Raw genomic sequence first — 14,024 nt, forward strand, 5'->3', positions numbered from 1 at the left:
CAGCGGACGTTTCGGCGGCGGCCGAAGTGTCCGGGCCAAGTACATGAAGGCCCCCTTCCCTACCTTCAGGGTAGGTAAGGGGGCCTTCACGTACTTCGGGTGAGGCCTCAGGCGCGTTCCAGGAACGGCGTCAGCAGCTCCGGAACCGACTCCTCGGCGAACAGCAGCCCTTGCTCCTCCCCCGCGTCGTACACGGAGTACGCCCCGGAACCGGCCGCCGTGGTCGCCACGACCGTCAGCAGTCCCTTGCGCCGCTGGAACACCGACTGCTTGACCGTCCAGCCGATCACGCCGTCGCGCTCCAGCGCGAACGTGCTCCGCCGCACCGTCCCGTGCCGCCCGACGAGGTACCGCCCGGTGATCCCGTGCCCGAGGTTGCGATAGGCGTCCAGCGCCAGCAGCACCGAAACCGGCAGCAGGACCACCCCGAGCGCGGCGCCGATCACCAGGAGGACGCCGGTGAGCAGGAAGCCGAGGATCGCGAAGATCGCCAGCAGCACCACCACCGAACCGACCCACCAGCGCAGCAGCCGTCCCCGCGCGGCTCGCGGATGCCCGGTGAGCCGGACGGCTTCGGTCGGCGAGACCGGCTCGCGCAGGACCTCCGCGGCGATCCGGTTGGCCGTCGCGATCGGCGCGGCGGGCAAGAGCGTGTGGTAGTCGGTCTTGTCCTGGTCGTCGCTCTGCCGCATGCCGGTGGCGATCGCGTCGACCCTGGCCGCGCCGGAGATCCGGTTCCCGAGCGGCTCGACGAGGTCGATGCCGCGCAGCCGGGCTTCCTCGATCGAGATCGAGCGCGTGGTGAACAGCCCGCGGCGCACTCGCAGCGTGCCGCCGGCTTCGCGGTCGAGCCGGTAGTTCCACCACATCTCGATCCACAGGCCGAGCGCGCCGACCACGCCGACGACCATCGCGATCGCCAGCAGGATCAGGATCGCCACCACCAGCGGGATCCCGCTGAACAGGTCGATCACCCAGTCGATCAGGCCCTTCTGGAGCCCCACCCACTCGGAGACCTGCATGAGCCCGCCACCCGCGGCGAGCCCGAGCGCCGGGCTCAGGAACGACATCGGCGCGTAGCGGATCCAGCTCCGGTCCAGCTCGGCGAGCGGCGCGTCCTCGTCGGTCTCCGCGATTTCCGCACGGCGCAACAGGTCCGCGCGCAACCGCTCGGCCTCGGCGCGCGAAACCGGATTGAGCTTGATCCGGCCCTGCCCGCCCGACTCGTGCGATCCGGTGCCGATCGTCACCACCGCGACACCGAACAGCCGGTGCAGCGGGTTGGCCGTCAGATCGACGTTGCGGATCCGTTCGCGTTGCAGGGACTTCCGCGAACGGAAGACCAGCGTGAACGCGGTCTCCAGCCGGTCCTGCGTGACGCGGTACCGCACGGCCTTCCAGTTGAACAGATCCAGCAGCACGCCGCCGCCGACGAGCACCACGCCACCGGCCACGACCCACGCGAGGGTGACCCAGAAGTTCCCGCCGCCGCCCACGATCGCGACGGTGGCCGGGATCGCGGCCCCGACAGCCGCGCCGGCCATCGTCAGCGCGGTGACGGCGAGCGTCCGCTTGTCGAGCGTGCTCCAGCCTTCGAACTCACCCGAGGTCATGTCGCGTCCCCCGGCGTCGCCTGCGTCGTTTCGGTGAGCTGCTCCGCCAGGCTCGCGGCCAGTTCGTGGTCGAGCCCGCGGATCTTGACCGCGCCCCGAGCCGACGCCGTGGTGACCGTGACGGTCGCCAGCTTGAACAGCTGCTGCAGCGGCCCGCGCAGGGTGTCCACCGTCTGGATCCGCGACATCGGCGCGACCCGCCACTCCTGCCAGAAGAACCCGGAACGCGTGTACACCGCGGTTTCCGTGACCTCCCAGCGGTGCACCTTGAACCACCACAGCGGCATCGCGATCACCCAGACCAGGCCCAGCACCGCGAACACCGCCGCCGGCATCAGCAGCCAGAACCGCGCGGGCGGGACGAGCAGCCCGAGCAGTGCCAGGACCAGCACCGGCGAGGCCCAGAAAAGCGTCCCCTGCAGCCGCCACCAGCCCACGACCCGCTGATCCAGCACGTTCCGTGGCGGCCTCAGCCGCACCTTCCCCCGATCGGCTTCCACCGAATTCACCCCCGACGTTCGTTTACAATGCGATCGCATCGTAATAGCCTGGGACCGTAGTGGCAATGCGATCGCATTGCAAACCTCGGAACGGATGGTGAAGGTGCCGAAGCAGGTGGATCACACCGCGCGCCGCGTGGAGATCGCCGAGGCGCTCAGGCGGCTGACGGCCACGCGCGGCCTCGAAGGAGTCAGCCTCCGCCACGTCGCCGCCGAAGCGGGCATCTCGATGGGCCTGGTGCAGCACTACTTCAAGACCAAGGACGAGATGCTGCTCTTCGCCATCGAGCGCCGCTCGCAGATGTACGAGGAGCGCCTCAAAGCCCGGCTGGACGCGGGCGAAGTGCCTTCCACCCCCAAGGCCATCCTGCGCGCGATCATCGCCGAGATCCTGCCGCTCGACGAACGCCGCCGCGGCGACTGGCTGATGGGTGTCGCGTTCTTCATCCGCTCGATCTCCGACCCCTCCTTCGGGGTCGCGCTCACCGAAGGCGTGCCTCAGCTGTTCGAACTGTTCGCCGTGCTGATCCGCCAGGGCCAGGACGCGGGCGATGTCGACAAGTCGTCCGACGCGATGCACGAGGCGACGATCCTCTGGGCGCTCGCGGATTCGCAGGGCACCAACATCGTGATGAAGCACCGGACGCCGGACGAGGCGATGTCCACTGTGGACTACTACCTCGACCGGCTGTTCGGCTCAGCCCCCGTTGCCTGAGGACACGGCGGACGCCCGCACCGCCCGCAGTTCCCGGAACAGCTTCCGCAGCGCGGGAACCGCGTCCCCGCCCCGTTCCGACAGTTCCTCGATCCGGTCCTTGTACTGGCGCCTGAGCTTTCCGGGGACGACGTCGCGGAGTTCGACGGCGGCCGCCAGCGAGGTGAGCGCGGCGTCGCTCGCGTCCACATCGGACGCCGGGGACGGCCCGCGCAACGCCTGATCGACCAGGGCTCGCAGCCTGTCGACGACGGCGGGGTCCCGCACGATCGGGCGACGCGACGGGAACAGGCCCAGTGTCCGGCCGGTCTTCAGTTCGATCACGCCCGTCGTGTCCAGCTGGGACTCCAGTGCCTCCAAGGTTCCGCGCGCGTCCTTGCGCACCCACCACTTCCACTTGCGGGGGCTCTCTCCCGCGATCTCGGCGAGCATCTCGTCGAGGACGAGATCGCCGGTCGGTCCGGCGCCGGACACCGCGACCCGGCCGTCCGCGTCGGCGACGCGGCCGCGCAGCACGAGGTCGGTCAGCGCGGCACCGCGGATCAGCAGTGCCGTCCGGTGCCTGTCCCGCAGTTTGTCCTTGCCGACGTTGCACGAGAGCAGATACGCCTTGGCGGGCAGGGAAAGTTCGGTCATCGTCAGTGCCTTTCCAGCTTGGGCCAGATCTCGTCCCAGGAACCCTGTCTGCCGTCATACCGCCACAGCAGTCCTTCCACCACCGGTGTCACCGAGGCGAAGTACGGCTTGAGCAGTCCCGGATCGAATCCGAGGAAGAGCACGCTGTCCGCGGATTCCGGGGGCCGGTCGAAGTACCAGTAGCCGCGGTGGCCACTGTAGACGTGGTCGATGCCGTACCGCTGACCGTAGAACTCGGTCGCGGCGGCGAACGGGTAGATCTCGGCGTAGACGGCGGTGCGTGCCCGCTGCTCCGGCGGCAGGGCCGCGTAGGTCTCGCCGATCGCCTTGACCAGTTCCTGCTGCGGCAGTTCACCTCCGGCGAAGGAGCTGCCGAGGGTGATCGGGCCGAAACTCGTCCGGGTCATCGTCGCCGGGTAGATCGGCAGGCCGGCGAGGGTGATCGCCGCCGAAAGCACCATCACGGGCCACGCCACGAGCCGCCACCGAGGGACGTGCTTCGCGAATCCCGTCGCCGCGGCGGCGTACGGCAGCGCGAAGACGCTCATCAGATAGTAGGAACGTCCGTGCAGCACAAGGAACGCGACGATGAGCGTGACTATCGCTACCCCCAGGAAGCGATAGCCGCGCAGTTCACGCGAAGAGAGCAGCCGGACGAGGCCGTAGACGAACGCGAGCACGCCCGCCCCGACGCCGGCCGTCAGGAAACCGTCGCGCAGGAAGGGCCACGTGCCGGGGAATTCCGCCGAGACGACGTCGTTCATGATCAGGTACGGCCAGCCGTTCGACGCCTGCCAGAGCAACGTCGGGATCGTCGCGACGACGGCGAATCCCGCGCCCAGCCACAGTTTCGGCCGTCGCACGAGCTCCCTCGGCCCGAGCACCAGCGCGGCGAGCAGGGCGAGCGCCCAAAACGCGGGGATGAGGAACTTCGTCTGCAGCGAGATCGCGGTGACCACCCCCGCCCAGACCAGCAGCCCGTCGCGGCGGGTGCGCACCCAGCGGACGACCAGCCAGACGATCACCGTCCACAGGAACGGGTCGAAGACGTAGGTGCCGATCCAGTGGCTGACGATGATCGTCCCGGACGTGGCGTAGAGCCCGGCCGCGAGCACCTGCGCGCCGCGCCCGCCGCCCAGTTCCCTGGCGATCAGCGCGGTGACGACCACCCCGGCGGCCGCGGCCAGCGTCATCGGCAGGCGCAGCATCACCAGTGAACCGGGGAACAGCGAGTCCATCGCCCCGGCCAGCGCCGGGATCAACGGTGGCTGGTCGAAGTACCCCCATGCCAGATGGTCCCGGCCCGCCATCAGGAAGTACAGCTCGTCGAAGCCGTGCGCGTACCGGCCGCTCGTGGCCAGCAGCGCGGCTCCGGCCAGCGCGGCGACGACGAACACCGGCAGGCGGGCGAAGGCCTGCTCCTGTCCTGTTCGGACTGTCTGGGTCGCGATGTTCATGATCTCCACTTCACCGCGGACGGCCGGTCGGAGGAAACCGGGTAAGGATGGTGACCGCATAGACGAAAGTTGCGGATCCCGGGCGAGGGGACACCCTGCTGGTTACCTTGAGCCGGTGGAGAAAAGCAGGCCGTTCCGGCCCGGTCCGGTCGACACCGTGTGGCTCACGCTGGCGGCGCTCGCGTTCGTGGGCCTGGACATCACCCTGTACGTGTTCGGCGAACCGACCACCGGGTGGGCGGGGCCCGCCGCGGGTGTCACCCTGCAGGTGTTCCTCGATCTCTCGCTGATCCTGCTGTTCCGGTTCCCGCGGCTGGTCGGGGGCCTGATCACGGCCGGGGCGCTGCTGATGCTCGCGTCCGACCTGTTCTCCCCCGGGCTGCTGGTGCCGGAGCGGCAGCTGACGCTGATGACCGTCCCGACGATCACCCCGGTCGTGCTGAGCCAGCTGGCCCGCCTGATGGACCGGCGGACGCTGCTCTGGCTGACCGCGATCCTGGTGGTCTGCGCGTCGCGGCCGTGGGACGCGCACTGGAGCACGACCCCGTTCGGCCTGCTGGGCACGGCGCTGCCCACGTCGATTTCGCTGTACTTCGAGGCCCGGCGCCAATTGCTGCGCTCGCTGCGCGACCGTGCCGAACGCGCCGAACGCGAGCAGCACCTGCTCGCCGAACGTGCCCGCGCCGAGGAGCGGCGGAAACTGGCCGAGGAGATGCACGACGTCGTCACGCACCGGCTGAGCCTGATGGTGCTGCACGCCGGCGCGCTCGGCGTCGTCTCGGCGGACGAAGCGGTGCGGACCTCCGCCGAGGACATCCGGCGCGAAGGCGCGCTGGCACTCGACGAACTGCGCGATCTGGTCGGGGTGCTGCGCAACGGCGCGAACGCGGAGCCGCGCACGCTCACCGACGGCACGGCGGGCGATCCGGCGACGCTGGTCGCGGAATCGGCGTCGGTGGGCATCCCGACCGAGCTGACCGTGCGCGGCGACCCCGGGCGGATCTCCCCGACCGTCGCCCGCACCGCCTATCGCGTGGTGCAGGAGGCGCTGACGAACATCCGCAAGCACGCGCCGGGCTCGACAGCGACCGTCGAGCTCCGCTACCACGCGGGTGGCCTGGACGTCGCCGTGGAGAACACGCGGGCGGGTGCCACCCCGGATCCGGCGCTGGCGGGCAGCGGTTCGGGCGCGGGGCTGGCCGGGCTGCGGCAGCGTGTCGAGCTGATCGGCGGCCGGTTCGAAGCCGGGCCGCGAGCGGGCGGCGGGTACCGCGTCGATGCGATACTTCCGGCCTACGTCCCGACTGCGGAAGGAGATGCGTGATCCGGGTGGTCGTCGTCGATGACGAGCCGATGGTCTGCGCGCATCTGCGGACGATCCTCGGTTCCGCCGAGGACATCGAGGTCGTGGCACAGGCGCAGGACGGCGCGGAGGCGGTCGAGGCCGTGGTCCGGCACCGGCCCCGGGTGGTGCTGATGGACCTGCGGATGCCCGGTGTCGACGGGCTGACCGCCATCGAGCGGATCGCGAAACTCCCGGACCCGCCCGCGGTGGTCGCGCTGACGACGTTCGACGCGGACACCTACGTCATCCGCGCGTTGCGGGCGGGCGCGGCCGGATTCCTCGTGAAGTCGACGCCGCCCGAGGACCTCATCGGCCTGGTCCGGGTGGCCGCCGACGGGCACACCGTGCTCTCCCCCGAGGCCGCGCAACGGCTGGTGGCGATGTCGGCCGACGGACGGCGTCGCGGTGACGACGCGCGGCGGAAGACCGAAGGGCTGACAGAACGGGAGACGGACGTCCTGGCCTGCCTAGGCGAAGGACTGTCCAATGCGGACATCGCGGCTCGGCTGCACCTCGCCGAGGCGACGGTGAAGAGCTACGTGTCGCGGATGCTGGTCAAACTGGACTGCGCGAACCGGACGCAGGCGGGCCTGCTGGCGCACGAGGCCGGTCTGGTCAAGCGCTGAGCTGGCCGTCGTAGCTCTTGCGGGCGTCGAGGACCTCGCCCATGTGCACGCGCGCCCACTTGTCGAGCATCTCGAGCGGTTCGGCGAGATTGCGGCCGAGGGCGGTCAGCTCGTACTCGACGTGCGGCGGGATCTCCGGGTACGCGGTCCGCGTCAGGATGCCGTCGCGGACGAGGCTGCGGAGCGTCTGGGTGAGGACCTTCTGCGAGATTCCGCGCACGCGCTTGCCGATCTCGGTGAACCGGAGCGGGCCGTCGCCGAGCACGCCGACGATCAGCACGGTCCACTGGTCGCCGATGCGGTCGAGCAGGGCGCGGGTGGGGCAGTCGGGGTCGTACGGGTTTCCGAGCACGTGACCTCCTCACTCTCCCGGGGAGAGTAACACGCCTAGCGAGAGGGAGTGGGCTGCATCAGCGCCTCGAACAGCAGGATCAGGTGACGGCGGCCGCGCTCCCAGCGCGCCTCCAGTTCGGCCTGGTCGCGGGTCGCCCAGCTGGCGATGAGGATGCCGCGGACGACGTCCATCGCCGTGTACACCGCGTGCAGGAACTCCGGATGCGCCGAATGGTCCGGGAGCAGCGCCTTGCCGAACTCGACCAGGCTGCTCGTCGCGATCGGCTCGACCACCGCCATCTGCGCACGCAGCTCCGGATCGGTCCTCGACGCCACCCACAGCTCGACGGTCGCCGAGAAGACCGGGCCCTGGTGCATCTCCCACAGCAGCTGCAACGCGTCCCCGACCGGGTCGGCCGACGCCTTGAGCCGGTCGATCTCGGCCATCGCGACCTCGGTGCGCCTGGCCGCGAGATGCCGGATGGCGGAGGTGACGAGGTCGGTCTTGGTCGGGAAGTGGTGCACCTGCGCGCCGCGGGTCACCCCGGCGCGATCCGCGACGCGGGTGGTCGTGGTGCCCGCGTAGCCGTACTCGACGAGACAGTCGATCGTGGCGTCGAGCAGCCTGACGCGCATCGCGGCGCTGCGTTCCTCCTGCGTGCGTCGTGGGGCTGCCATGCGCCTACTTTATGGGGCGCCGCGCGAGGGCCGTGTCACGAGGCTCTCGTCCGCGCGTGGCGGCAGGCGGTGCCCGTGCCCTTCGCATCTAGAGGACTAATTGCGGTAGTTCGCGGGCGAACGTCCGCGTAATCGTGGGCAGGCGACTGACTGTGTGGATTTTGGGGCGTTAGATGACCCGAAATCCACACAGTCCCGCGTGACCGACCCGGCCACGACAGCCGAAGACGGGAGGGTGTGTGGAAATAGGGACGTTCAACGTCTCTATTTCCACACACCCCTTACCTTGGGTAACACCTCACGCGCTCACCAGCCACTGGTACCCCAATGCGCCTTTGGGGACATCGATCGCGGGGGCGGTCGCGAGCATTCAGGAGTGAATCCGTTTGCGGGGTGGCCACGGTGTCATGAAAGGGGCTTTCAGGACATATTTCGTCCTGAAAGCCCCTTTCATGACACGCTCCGGCCCCGTCCCGACCGCATCTAGAGGACTAAACGCGGTTCGCGACCGGTACCGAAAGCGAAGTCCCGCCCAGTTCGAACGTCACCCGGGCACCGGGCGCGGGCTGCGCCGGATCGAACACGTCCGCGTCGGTCCCGCCGAGGACGAGCGCCAGCCGGTGCCCGGCCGGGACGACGTGGTCGAGGCTGCTCAGCCGGAACGTCATCGTGTACGCCTTCCCCGGTACCAAAGGCTCGCCCCGCCACAGCGACCGATGATGCCCGAGGTCCGCCCAGCCGGTCGCCACGATCCGTTTGTCCACCGCGACCGGATCAGCGGCGGTGTCGAGGAAGCACCCGGTATCGGCGGCGGTGCCCGCGCCCCAGCAGGAACGGGTCGTCAGGTTCTTGATGCCCAGCGCGGGGAACTTCGTGTTCCGCACGGTCGCGGGCCCGTAGTCGACCAGCACCGCGCCGAGCCGCGCGCTCGGTTTGTCCGAGCGCGCGGTCACCGTCACCGTGGCGGTCCCGGCGATCCGCGTGTCCGCGCGCACCGGCTCACCCGCGAAGACCAGGCGCTCGGGGCTGGCCTGCGACGGGCTCTCCACCCACTGGGACGCGCCACGCGCCGGGTCGTCGGTCAGCGAAGCTGCACCGGCGGCAGGACGCTTCCCCAGCCCTCCATCCGAAGAAGGCCACAGGGTGTGCGACCGCGTCGCAGGAGGCCAGCGGCGTTCGTCGGTCCAGCGGTCCGGGGTGTGTTCGATCCGGATCGCCGGTTCGGTTTCGACGCCGTTGCGGACGCCGAGCAGCCACCGGTCGAACCAGCGGTGCAGGGTCTTCACGAACAGCGACCGGTCGAGGTCGAACGGGTCGACGTGCGCCGCCTGGTGCAGCCACGCCTTCCGCGGCACGCCGTACGCGTTCAGTGCCTCCCACCAGGGCCCGAACTGGATCGGGTTGACGTTGAGATCGTGGAAGCCCATCGACGCGAAAACGCTTGCGCGCACCTTGCCGGTCTTCGCGACGTAGTCGAGTCCGCGCCAGTACTCGTTGAAGTTCCCGTCCGTCCCCGCGCGTCTCGCGTTGTCGTCCTCGAACGGCTGGCACAGCTTCTCGGCACGCGGGTTGTACAGACCCGGCCCGCCCGCCCAGCCGAAGTACGCGCCGTGCGAGTTGTGGACCTCGTAGTACGAACTGACCCCCGCGATCGGCACGATGGTCTTCAGCCCGTCGATCCCGGACGCCGCCATCCCGATCGCCGTCGCACCGTCCTGCGACTTCCCGATCGCGCCGACCGACCCGTTCGCCCAGCCCGCGCGGACCCGCTCCGGCCCGAACGGCGTCCGGAACGCGCTCGCGCGGCCGTTCAGCCAGTTCACGACCGCGTTGCCGGAGGCGACGTCGTCGAAGCACCCGGACGAACGGTTGGTGCCCCCGACGTCGACCAGCACGACCGCGTACCCGCGCGGGACGAAGTAGTTGTCGTAGAAGAGCGGGAACTGCGAAGGCGTGCCGTCGGGCAGATACGTCTTCGGCTGCCGCTCGTTGCCGCGCCCGATCTTCTCGAAGTACGGACTGACGTCCATGATCACCGGAATACGGCCGGCGGGTTCCGACGGCCGGACGATGTCGGCGGCGACCCGGTCGACCTGTCCGTCGCGGTCGAGGTCCTGTCCGGTCTCCACCCAAGCCGTCTCGCGGATGGCCTTCTCGTAGGAGAACACCGGTGCGCTGACGCCGTCACGGAGGACGAACGCGGGTGGCGCGGCGGTCGCCGGTGCGGCGGTGGCCAGCAGCATCGCCACCACGGTGGCGGTCAAAGTCTTCAGCCCCATCGTCCGAGTATCGCTTACAGAACCCGAACATCACCCCCACATTCCTCGTATCCGGCCGCGCGAGGCTCTTCGCATGCTGAAACACACCATCGCCGCCTGCCTGACCGCGGCCGGACTCATCGCCCTCGCCCCGGCCGCCTCGGCGCAGACCCCGATCACGCTCAGCCCCGAAGAGTCCCAGCAGTTGTGCGCCGAATGGCTGCCCAAGCTCACCGAGCGCACCACGAAGCTCACCGACCGCATCAACGGCGGCCCCGAGATCCGCGGTTCCGTCGCGAACCTCAAGGCCAGGGCCGAAGACCAGCGCAAAAAGAACCACAACGACACCGCCGACAGGCTCCAGAAGCGGGCCGACAAGCGCAGCAGCCGCCTCCCCGAACTCACCGCGGCGAAGCAGAAGCTCGACGCGTTCGCGGGCGCGCACTGCAAGGCGGGCAAGTGAAACGCCTCCTGGCCGCGAGTCTCACCGCGCTCGCGCTGTTCGGCACCGCCGCCTGCGACGACACCGAGGCATCGAGTCCGGCACCGGCGCCGGGCGAACTCGGCGACGTGCAGCGCACCCTCGACTCGATCGAGCAGGACATGGCCGGCGACCCGGCCCCGTGACAGGATCTGCCGGTGACGACACAACCGGGACGCGGGCTGGTGCTGGTCGTCGAGGACGACCCCGCGATCGCCGAACTCGCCTCGCTCTACCTGAAGCGGGACGGGTTCGGCGTGCTGGTCGAAGCGGACGGCGGCGCGGCGCTGGCCACGATCCGGCGGCTGCGCCCGGTCGCGATCGTGCTCGACATCGGACTGTCCGGAATGGACGGTATCGAGATCTGCCGGACGCTGCGCGCGGACGGCGACTGGACACCGGTGCTGTTCGTGACGGCCCGCGACGACGAACTGGACCGCTTGCTGGGCCTGGAGATCGGCGCGGACGACTACCTGACGAAACCGTTCAGCCCGCGTGAACTCTCGGCCAGGGTGCGGACCGTGCTGCGCCGCGCCGCCGGATCCGCGCCGCCAGCCGAGACCTACGCGGCGGGCGGCGTTCGCGTCGACGTCACCCAGCGCCGCGTCTGGGCCGCCGACACCGAGATCGCGCTGACGTCGACCGAGTTCGATCTCCTCACCCATCTGGTGAAACGACCCGGCCAGGTGTTCAGCCGCGACCAGCTGCTCAGCTCCGTCTGGGGTTACGCGGCTTCGGCGGGCACGCGAACCGTCGACGTCCACATCGCCCAGCTCCGGGGAAAACTGGGTGAGCACAGTCCGATCAGGACGGTCCGCGGCATCGGGTACGCGGCGGACGCCGGATGAGGCGGACCTCGCTCGCGCTGCGGATCACCGTGGTGTGCCTCGCGATCGCCGCAGTCGCGGTGGTGGTGGCCGGACTGGTCGCGGCCCGCCTGATCCGCACCACCGGGACCGACGTGCTCCGGCAGTCGCTCTCGGCGCAGGCCGACGTGGTCGCGAGCCAGCTCGACGAGACCGGGATCGGCAACCGGCTCGGCGCCGGCAAGGTCGCGGAAGTCGTTCGGGGGCAAGGGATCGACGTCGTCGTCCGCCGTCCGAACGGGACACTCGACGGCGACGGGACGGTGGCGGCGATCGCCGTCGCCAAAGCCGGGTTCACCCGCTCCGGCACGGTGCTCGTCGAAGGTCAGCAGTACCTCGTCGAGGTCCGCACGGTCGGCACGAAAGGGGCGGCGTTCGCGCTCGTCCAGTCGACGAAGACCGGCGAAGCCCGTGGGCGGATGCTGGTGCGCAACACCGTGCTCGCGCTGGGCGCCGGGCTGGCGGTCGCCGCGATCGCGGGACTGGTGCTGAGCCGGATGCTGTCCCGTCCGCTGCGCCGGGCCGCGTCGGTGGCGAACGGGATGCGTTCCGGACGCCGTGACCTGCGGGTTCCCGTCGAAGGGCCGTCCGAGGTCGCGGACGTGGCGAAGTCGGTCAACGCACTGGCCGACGCCCTGCAGTACAGCGAGGCACGGCAACGCGAGTTCCTGCTTTCGGTGTCGCACGAACTGCGGACGCCGCTGACCGCCGTCACCGGATTCGCCGAGGCGATCAGTGACGGCGTGGCCGAAGGCGAGGACGCCCGCCGAGCCGGGGAGACCATCCACCGCGAGGCGCAACGACTGGAACGCCTGGTCAGCGACCTGCTGGAACTGGCGAGACTCGGCGCCGACGAATTCCCCCTCGATCCGGCACGGCTCGACCTCGCCGCGCTCGTCGACGAATGCGCCGACGTCTGGCGGCTGCGCTGCGCTCAGCAGAACGTGACGTTGCTGGTCGAGCGGACACCCGGCGAGGTCCCGGTCGTCGCCGATCCGCGACGGCTCCGCCAGGTCGTCGACGGGCTGGCCGAGAACGCCCTGCGCGTGACCCCGGCGGGCGCGCCGATCGTGTTCTCCCTGGTCGCAGGCGAGGGACAGGCCCGGTTGGCGGTGCGCGACGGCGGGCCCGGCCTCGCGCCGGAGGATTACCCGGTCGCGTTCGAGCGCGGGGTGCTGAACAAGCGGTACCGCGACAGCCGTCCGGTCGGTTCGGGGATCGGGCTCGCGCTGGCGCACGGCCTGGTCACCCGCATGGGCGGGACCCTGACCGCCGGTCCGGCGCCGGAAGGCGGAGCCGCGTTCACCGTCGCCTTCCGGTTAGGGTGATCACGTGGAGATGTTGCACCTGCGGTATTTCGTCGCCGTCGCCGAGGAGCTGAACTTCTCCCAGGCGGCCAGGAAGCTGCACATGGCCGCCTCCCCGCTGAGCCAGCGCATCAAGGATCTCGAACACGAACTCGGCCACAGGCTGTTCGACCGCAGCACGCACCACGTCACGCTGACCGCGGCCGGTTCGGCGCTGCTGCCGATCGCGCGGGACGTCCTCGACCAGGTCAACGCGATTCCGTGGCGGCTGCAGGAGGCGGTGAAGCCGCGGCGGAGCACCGTGTTCATCGGGATGCCCGCGGGCGTGCATCCTGCCCTGCGCGAACGGGTCAAACGGCTCGAAGAGCACTGTCACGACCGGTTCGAACTCAAACGCTGGCCGGGGACGACGCCGGATCTGGTCGCCGCGGTGCACGAGGGCAAACTGGCGTTGTCGCTGGTCCGGATGCCGGTCACCGATCCCGCGCTGGAGATCATCCCGGTGCAGGTCGAGCGGCTCGGCGCCGTCGTCCCCGCCGGCCGGTTCGCCGGGCGGGAAACGGTGGACATCGCCGAATTGAGTGACCTGTCCTACATCGCGTCCGCCTCGGAAAGCATTCCGGCCTATTCGGACGACATGGATCGTAAATTGTCCAACGCGGGGATCAAGAAAAGGCTCAAAGTCGGCGGAACCGAATATTCGGGCATCTCGGAATTGGTGGCGAACGGATCTTCGTTCTCGATCACCATGCTCGATCCGGCCAGTCCGATGCACCTGTTCCTGGTCGACGGCGCCACCATCCTGCCGTTCGCGGATTTCCGCCCCCAGCTGGAGACTTCTCTGGTCTGGCGGCGGGACCGCGCCGAGGACGGCGACCTCGCCGAACTCGTCGCCGGAGTCCGCGAGATCTTCGCCGAACCGCTTTCGACCTGACGAGGGTCGCTCGCCTCTCGCCTCGGTCAAGGTGGTCGTGGGTGGCAAGTGTCGTTCTATTGAGAGGTAAGGAAAACGTGCCGTGGCGTTGAGGTGTGCGCCCACTGTGACATTGGGGCCGTTGAGTGTCCCCAATGCCACATTCGGGGCACCTGGTATCGGATGACTTGACATCGTGTCTCGAAGGCCCCCTTCACCCGGCCCGACACGCCCACCTGAAGTCCGCCACCGCCAGGACACGTCTGACATACCCCTCGATAAAAACAATAATCACT

14 protein-coding genes and 1 pseudogene are annotated in these 14,024 nt (G+C 69.6%); 8 read left to right on the top strand and 7 right to left on the bottom strand.

Annotated features, from left to right (window positions below; translation table 11 throughout):
* Positions 1-107: 107 nt before the first annotated feature.
* A complete protein-coding gene (locus tag ACLJRM_RS34400) occupies positions 108-1,613 on the bottom strand; it encodes a PH domain-containing protein (RefSeq protein WP_101606275.1) in 1,506 nt (501 codons plus the stop codon).
* Positions 1,610-2,152 (bottom strand): PH domain-containing protein, encoded by a 543-nt coding sequence (locus ACLJRM_RS34405; RefSeq protein ID WP_410665458.1) that lies wholly within the window; start codon positions 2,150-2,152, stop codon positions 1,610-1,612. The genes ACLJRM_RS34400 and ACLJRM_RS34405 overlap by 4 nt, the downstream gene beginning before the upstream one ends.
* 55 nt (positions 2,153-2,207) lie before the next feature.
* Between ACLJRM_RS34405 and ACLJRM_RS34410 the strand changes: the two genes are divergently transcribed.
* Positions 2,208-2,828, top strand: coding sequence for a TetR/AcrR family transcriptional regulator (locus tag ACLJRM_RS34410; protein ID WP_101606273.1), 621 nt, complete (start codon positions 2,208-2,210; stop codon positions 2,826-2,828).
* Here the strand turns inward: ACLJRM_RS34410 and ACLJRM_RS34415 are convergent.
* Complete coding sequence (locus tag ACLJRM_RS34415) at positions 2,811-3,464, bottom strand: GOLPH3/VPS74 family protein (protein WP_410665459.1); 654 nt, start codon at positions 3,462-3,464, stop codon at positions 2,811-2,813. The two genes, ACLJRM_RS34410 and ACLJRM_RS34415, sit on opposite strands and share 18 nt — an antisense overlap.
* Before the next feature lie 2 nt (positions 3,465-3,466).
* The gene (locus ACLJRM_RS34420) at positions 3,467-4,921 is read right to left on the bottom strand and encodes an ArnT family glycosyltransferase (protein ID WP_410665460.1); all 1,455 of its coding nucleotides are present in this window, start codon (positions 4,919-4,921) and stop codon (positions 3,467-3,469) included.
* Between the two features lie 115 nt (positions 4,922-5,036).
* On the opposite strand from ACLJRM_RS34420, the pseudogene ACLJRM_RS34425 reads away from it, so the two are divergent.
* A pseudogene (locus ACLJRM_RS34425) lies at positions 5,037-6,267 on the top strand (sensor histidine kinase).
* Between the two features lie 7 nt (positions 6,268-6,274).
* Positions 6,275-6,892, top strand: coding sequence for a response regulator transcription factor (locus ACLJRM_RS34430; RefSeq protein ID WP_221472726.1), 618 nt, complete (start codon positions 6,275-6,277; stop codon positions 6,890-6,892).
* Here the strand turns inward: ACLJRM_RS34430 and ACLJRM_RS34435 are convergent.
* The 3 genes from ACLJRM_RS34435 to ACLJRM_RS34445 form a co-directional block, all read right to left on the bottom strand.
* Entirely contained in the window at positions 6,882-7,244 is a 363-nt protein-coding gene (locus tag ACLJRM_RS34435) for a winged helix-turn-helix transcriptional regulator (RefSeq protein WP_101606269.1), read from the bottom strand. The two genes, ACLJRM_RS34430 and ACLJRM_RS34435, sit on opposite strands and share 11 nt — an antisense overlap.
* Before the next feature lie 35 nt (positions 7,245-7,279).
* A complete protein-coding gene (locus tag ACLJRM_RS34440; protein WP_101606268.1) occupies positions 7,280-7,861 on the bottom strand; it encodes a TetR/AcrR family transcriptional regulator in 582 nt (193 codons plus the stop codon).
* 533 nt (positions 7,862-8,394) lie between these two features.
* On the bottom strand, positions 8,395-10,182 hold the full coding sequence (locus tag ACLJRM_RS34445) for a CocE/NonD family hydrolase (RefSeq protein ID WP_410665461.1): 1,788 nt from the start codon (positions 10,180-10,182) through the stop codon (positions 8,395-8,397).
* A 73-nt stretch (positions 10,183-10,255) separates the two neighbouring features.
* On the opposite strand from ACLJRM_RS34445, the gene ACLJRM_RS34450 reads away from it, so the two are divergent.
* From ACLJRM_RS34450 to ACLJRM_RS34470, 5 genes are read left to right on the top strand one after another with little or no spacing between them, the layout of a single operon-like run.
* Positions 10,256-10,624 carry a hypothetical protein gene (locus ACLJRM_RS34450; RefSeq protein WP_410665462.1) on the top strand — a complete coding sequence of 123 codons (369 nt, stop codon included), beginning with the start codon at positions 10,256-10,258 and terminating at the stop codon, positions 10,622-10,624.
* The gene (locus tag ACLJRM_RS34455) at positions 10,621-10,788 is read left to right on the top strand and encodes a hypothetical protein (protein ID WP_168214250.1); all 168 of its coding nucleotides are present in this window, start codon (positions 10,621-10,623) and stop codon (positions 10,786-10,788) included. The genes ACLJRM_RS34450 and ACLJRM_RS34455 overlap by 4 nt, the downstream gene beginning before the upstream one ends.
* A gap of 12 nt (positions 10,789-10,800) precedes the next feature.
* The gene (locus tag ACLJRM_RS34460; protein WP_410665463.1) at positions 10,801-11,490 is read left to right on the top strand and encodes a response regulator; all 690 of its coding nucleotides are present in this window, start codon (positions 10,801-10,803) and stop codon (positions 11,488-11,490) included.
* Positions 11,487-12,836 (top strand): histidine kinase dimerization/phospho-acceptor domain-containing protein, encoded by a 1,350-nt coding sequence (locus tag ACLJRM_RS34465; RefSeq protein ID WP_410665464.1) that lies wholly within the window; start codon positions 11,487-11,489, stop codon positions 12,834-12,836. The genes ACLJRM_RS34460 and ACLJRM_RS34465 overlap by 4 nt, the downstream gene beginning before the upstream one ends.
* A gap of 4 nt (positions 12,837-12,840) precedes the next feature.
* Positions 12,841-13,749 (top strand): LysR family transcriptional regulator, encoded by a 909-nt coding sequence (locus ACLJRM_RS34470; protein ID WP_101606263.1) that lies wholly within the window; start codon positions 12,841-12,843, stop codon positions 13,747-13,749.
* The last annotated feature ends 275 nt before the right edge of the window (positions 13,750-14,024 follow it).

The organism is Amycolatopsis sp. lyj-84 (assembly GCF_046549075.1).
Classification (GTDB): domain Bacteria; phylum Actinomycetota; class Actinomycetes; order Mycobacteriales; family Pseudonocardiaceae; genus Amycolatopsis.

Bases quoted from the DNA above. Each gene is read 5' to 3' on its own strand.
- ACLJRM_RS34400 (WP_101606275.1), bottom strand. From the start codon at position 1,613: ATGACCTCGGGTGAGTTCGAAGGCTGGAGCACGCTCGACAAGCGGACG.
- ACLJRM_RS34405 (WP_410665458.1), bottom strand. From the start codon at position 2,152: ATGCGATCGCATTGTAAACGAACGTCGGGGGTGAATTCGGTGGAAGCC.
- ACLJRM_RS34410 (WP_101606273.1), top strand. From the start codon at position 2,208: ATGGTGAAGGTGCCGAAGCAGGTGGATCACACCGCGCGCCGCGTGGAG.
- ACLJRM_RS34415 (WP_410665459.1), bottom strand. From the start codon at position 3,464: ATGACCGAACTTTCCCTGCCCGCCAAGGCGTATCTGCTCTCGTGCAAC.
- ACLJRM_RS34420 (WP_410665460.1), bottom strand. From the start codon at position 4,921: ATGAACATCGCGACCCAGACAGTCCGAACAGGACAGGAGCAGGCCTTC.
- ACLJRM_RS34430 (WP_221472726.1), top strand. From the start codon at position 6,275: ATGGTCTGCGCGCATCTGCGGACGATCCTCGGTTCCGCCGAGGACATC.
- ACLJRM_RS34440 (WP_101606268.1), bottom strand. From the start codon at position 7,861: ATGCGCGTCAGGCTGCTCGACGCCACGATCGACTGTCTCGTCGAGTAC.
- ACLJRM_RS34445 (WP_410665461.1), bottom strand. From the start codon at position 10,182: ATGGGGCTGAAGACTTTGACCGCCACCGTGGTGGCGATGCTGCTGGCC.
- ACLJRM_RS34450 (WP_410665462.1), top strand. From the start codon at position 10,256: ATGCTGAAACACACCATCGCCGCCTGCCTGACCGCGGCCGGACTCATC.
- ACLJRM_RS34465 (WP_410665464.1), top strand. From the start codon at position 11,487: ATGAGGCGGACCTCGCTCGCGCTGCGGATCACCGTGGTGTGCCTCGCG.